Source organism: Teichococcus deserti (assembly GCF_001982615.1).
Taxonomy (GTDB): domain Bacteria; phylum Pseudomonadota; class Alphaproteobacteria; order Acetobacterales; family Acetobacteraceae; genus Pseudoroseomonas; species Pseudoroseomonas deserti.
The window spans coordinates 1-3725 of the sequence record NZ_MLCO01000264.1 but is presented as its reverse complement, the minus strand read 5'-3'; the positions used below and the strand labels follow the sequence as shown (position 1 = coordinate 3725).

Genomic DNA, 3725 nt, shown 5'->3' with positions numbered 1-3725 from the left:
TTCGTTTTTCTGGTGCGCACGCGTCCACCCTCCCCGGCCTGACTCCCGTACGCTCGTCGGCAGCGTCATGTGTGTCGAAGGGACCGGCCTGGGGGCGGGGGTGGTTCGGGGCGGACACTAGGCGCCCCGGCGCCGCGCTGCAACGCAACTCCGCGGCCTTGCCGCTTGGCGAAACCAGCTTGTCATGCGACAGGCTCGGCGCATGTCGCGCAAGTGGATCGCCATCCTCGCCGCCCTGGTCGGGCTCACCCTGTATCTCGGGGTGGTGCTGTGGCTGGGCGACCATGTGCAGAGGCTGCACTGGGCGCTGCAGATTCCCTTCTTCGTCGCGGCCGGGATCGGCTGGGCCTTTCCGATCCGGCGGCTGATGTTCTGGGCCGCCGGGAAATGAGGGGGACCCGGCGCGGGTCCCCCGCCGCCGCGGTCAGAAGGCGCGGCTGAGCGTCGCCATGGCGCGGGAATCGCACAGCTTGGTGCCGGCGAAGCATTCGCTCTTCGACAGGTCGGTGTCGTAGTAGCCGACCGTCAGGGTGAAGCCGCCGACGATCTCGCGCGACACCGCCACCGACCAGTTGGAATAGTCCGGCGCGCCGTAGCGGGTGTTGCGGTCGATCCACTGGTAGCCGTAGCGGCCGGCGAGCGTGAAGCCGAAGGGCAGGGTGATGTCGGCGCCGCCCTCCAGGTAAATCGCCGAGCCGCTCTCGTAGTAGAAGTTCGGCGACCAGGCGGCGGTGGCCATCAGCTTCACCGGGTCCAGCGTGTAGCTCGCCTTGGCGATGGCCTCGAAGTAGTTGTACTCGTAGCCGCCGCTCGGCGCGTCGTAGCCCGGATAGGTGTAGTAGACGCCGCCCAGGTCGATGCTGGCGCCCGCCACCTCGAAGCGGTAGCCGGCCAGCAGGTCGAGCTCCTGCCGGGCATTGCTGCCGGGGAAGGTCACGTTGCTGCCGAAGGCGCCGATATAGAGGCCGCTCTCATGCTGCGCGTCGAGCGTCAGCTGGATCGCCGGCCGGTTGCGCGTCTGGCTGATGCCGCGGAACAGGTAGTCGGTGCCGACGGCCGGCGTCACGGTGACCGTCGTGGCCAGGCTGTCGATCGTGGTCTGCGCCGCGGCGGGCAGGGCCAGCGGCAGAATGCTCAAGGACAGGGCAGAAGCAAGGACCAGAGATGACTTCATGGTGGGTTTCCCTCCACCCGTCGGCCTCGTGCCGCCGGTGGTGAAGGGTCGCGAAGCAAGATCTGTGCAAGAAACCAACGAACCACCCTGGCCCCGGCAATTTTCGTGCAGGGGCGGGAAGCGCTGTCCACTGGAGGGAAGGGCTGAAACGAAAAACCCCGCCGGCCCGTGAGGGCGGCGGGGTTTTCAGGACCGGCCGGTTCAGTTGGTCGGAGCGAGAGGATTCGAACCTCCGGCCCCTGCGTCCCGAACACAGTGCTCTACCAGGCTGAGCTACGCTCCGTCGTCCCGGCCGATCCGCCGTCCAGGGCGGTGATCCCCTTGGGCTGGGCCGGGCGTATAACCCCGCCCGAGAGGGTCGGCAAGGGCGCCCCCGCGCTTTTCTTCGAAGATTTCCACCAGGAAAACGGCCCCATGCCCTGCGGGCCATCGAAGCGTCACCGGAAAACCGGCTGCCAAGCGCGGCGTCGCATGATCTTATTGCCGCCGCGCGCGGCCGGACCTCTCCTGCCCCTGGGGAGCGGCGGCGCGGCCGGGAGCCCCTGCCCGGACGAGCTGGAGAATGCGGATGACGAAACTGCTCCTGGTCAGCGCCCTGGCGCTGGCGACCCTGCTGCCCGCCGCCCTGCCGCAGCCGGCCTCGGCCCAGGCCGACCCGATCGCCGAGCGCAAGGCCGGCTTCAAGCGGATGGGCGGCCATCTGGAGGCGATCAAGGCGCTGCTCGACAATCCGGCCGGGCTGCGCGCCGAGGCCGGCCGCGCCGCCGACATGCAGGCCTTCTTCGGCGGGCTGCCCGCGCTCTTCCCGCCCGGCAGCGACAAGGGCGAGACCCGCGCCCTGCCGGCGGTCTGGTCGGACCGCGCCGGTTTCGAGGCGGCGGCCGGCGGCGCCACGGCGGCGGCGGCAAAGCTGCAGCAGGCCATGGCAGGCGGCGACACCGGCGCCGCCGCCGGCGCCTTCCGTGAGCTCGGCGCCAGCTGCGGCACCTGCCACCGCGGCTACCGCGGCCGCTAGTTCTTTCCAGTGGGGGAGGACGGTGTCCTCCCCCGCATGGCGCCAGCGTCGTTCAGCCCAGCGTCGAGATCCACCAGACGATCCCGCCCGAGGCGCAGGCGAGCAGCAGTCCGAGCCAGAGCGGGGCGAGGCGGGGGGCGATGCTGCCTTCCGGCAGGCGCTTGCTGCCGGTCACCATCGGCCGCACCAGGTCCTGCCGCTTGGCCAGCGCATAGAGCAGCACCACCGCCACATGCAGGCCGACCAGTGCCAGGATCAGGTTGAAGGTCCAGCCATGCAGCGTGGTCAGGAAGTAGCTGGTCTCGCCGGAGACGAAGCCGGCCAGCGGTCCGCGGGTCAGGATGTCGTCATCGGCGAAGAGCCCGCTGCCCGCCTGCGCCAGCAGCACCGCCAGCAGCGCCAGCACCATCCAGCCGCCGGCGGCATTGTGGCCGATCTCGCGATCCGGCTCCCGCCGGAACAGGTGCCCGAGATGGCCGAGCGCAGCCAGCGGCGAGCGCAGGAACTGCCTGAAGCGCGCCGTCTCCGAACCGAGGAAGCCCCAGGCCAGGCGGAACAGCAGATAGGACAGGATCAGGTAGCCGCTGGTGAGATGCAGCTCCATGCGGCCGGTCTCGGCGCTCCACCAGGACAGGCCGATCAGCCCGGCCAGCAGCCAGTGCCCCGCGCGCACCCAGCCATCCCAGACCTTGACCTTCACCAGGGCCATCCCGCCGCTCCCTTCGCACGATCCCGCCGGTCGATGAGAGGCTGCCGGGACACAGTCGGCAAGCGCTTTCACCACGCCCTGAAACCGCTCTTGTCCTGGAGGGGCCAGGCCGCCTAGTTACGACTTCATGATGGACCGTAAACGCATGGGACTGGCGGCGCTGTCCGTCGCGGGTGGCCTGGCCGCCCTCGGCAGCACCGCCTGGTGGCTGACCGCCGGGGGCGCCGCCCCGGGTGCCGCGCCCCAGACCATGCCGCCGACGGTCCGGGCGCCCTCGACGGTGGCGCCGCCCGCTGCCGCCGCTGCCCCGGCGGCAGCGGCCCCTCCGGCGGCAACCGCCGCCGCAGGGGCCGCCCAGGGCAATGCTTCGTCGGCCGCCGCTGTCCCGCGCGCCGCCGAGCCCAGCTTCGACGTCGCCCGCATCGGCGCCCGCGGCACCGCGGTGGTGGCCGGCCGCGCCGCCCCCGGCGCCGAGGTCTCGCTGCAGGATGGCGGCCGGGAGCTCGGCCGGGCACGCGCCGATTCGCGCGGCGAATGGGTGATCCTGCCGGCCGAGCCGCTGCGCCCCGGCGCGCATGAGCTTTCGCTCAAGGCCCGCACGCCGGACGGCGAGCAGCGCGGCCGGGACTCGGTCGTCGTCGTGGTGCCGGAGCCCGAGCCCGCCCGCGCCGCGACCGCCGCCGCCTCGGCGCAGACCCCGGCCGCCGCCGACCCGGCCCCCGGTCCGGTCGCCGTGCTGCTGCCTGCCCCCGGCGCCCAGGCCAGCCCGCGCCTGCTGCAGGGCGAGACGCCGCTGCCGCGCCCGATCACCGCCGGCCCCCTGACGC

4 protein-coding genes, 1 tRNA gene and 1 pseudogene are annotated in these 3725 nt (G+C 72.2%); 3 read left to right on the top strand and 3 right to left on the bottom strand.

Annotation, left to right across the window (positions count from 1 at the left end; genetic code table 11):
* Nucleotides 1–202 precede the first annotated feature (202 nt).
* On the top strand, nt 203–391 hold the full coding sequence (locus BKE38_RS23085) for a DUF2842 domain-containing protein (RefSeq protein WP_076959581.1): 189 nt from the start codon (nt 203–205) through the stop codon (nt 389–391).
* A 33-nt stretch (nt 392–424) separates the two neighbouring features.
* On the opposite strand, the gene BKE38_RS23080 is transcribed toward BKE38_RS23085, so the two are convergent.
* Nucleotides 425–1174: a TorF family putative porin gene (locus BKE38_RS23080; RefSeq protein WP_076959580.1), complete on the bottom strand. Its 750-nt coding sequence runs from the start codon at nt 1172–1174 to the stop codon at nt 425–427.
* Between the two features lie 206 nt (nt 1175–1380).
* A tRNA-Pro gene (locus BKE38_RS23075) sits at nt 1381–1457 on the bottom strand.
* 285 nt (nt 1458–1742) lie between these two features.
* Between BKE38_RS23075 and BKE38_RS23070 the strand changes: the two genes are divergently transcribed.
* Complete coding sequence (locus BKE38_RS23070) at nt 1743–2189, top strand: c-type cytochrome (protein WP_076959579.1); 447 nt, start codon at nt 1743–1745, stop codon at nt 2187–2189.
* Nucleotides 2190–2241: 52 nt separating this feature from the next.
* On the opposite strand, the gene BKE38_RS23065 is transcribed toward BKE38_RS23070, so the two are convergent.
* Nucleotides 2242–2898: a cytochrome b/b6 domain-containing protein gene (locus tag BKE38_RS23065; RefSeq protein ID WP_076959578.1), complete on the bottom strand. Its 657-nt coding sequence runs from the start codon at nt 2896–2898 to the stop codon at nt 2242–2244.
* Between the two features lie 130 nt (nt 2899–3028).
* Here BKE38_RS23065 and BKE38_RS23060 point away from each other — a divergent pair.
* Nucleotides 3029–3725: pseudogene (locus BKE38_RS23060) on the top strand (hypothetical protein); the annotation flags it as partial.

Excerpts from the sequence above, each read along its gene's own strand:
- BKE38_RS23085 (WP_076959581.1), top strand. The coding sequence starts at position 203 with ATGTCGCGCAAGTGGATCGCCATCCTCGCCGCCCTGGTCGGGCTCACC.
- BKE38_RS23080 (WP_076959580.1), bottom strand. The coding sequence starts at position 1,174 with ATGAAGTCATCTCTGGTCCTTGCTTCTGCCCTGTCCTTGAGCATTCTG.
- BKE38_RS23070 (WP_076959579.1), top strand. The coding sequence starts at position 1,743 with ATGACGAAACTGCTCCTGGTCAGCGCCCTGGCGCTGGCGACCCTGCTG.
- BKE38_RS23065 (WP_076959578.1), bottom strand. The coding sequence starts at position 2,898 with ATGGCCCTGGTGAAGGTCAAGGTCTGGGATGGCTGGGTGCGCGCGGGG.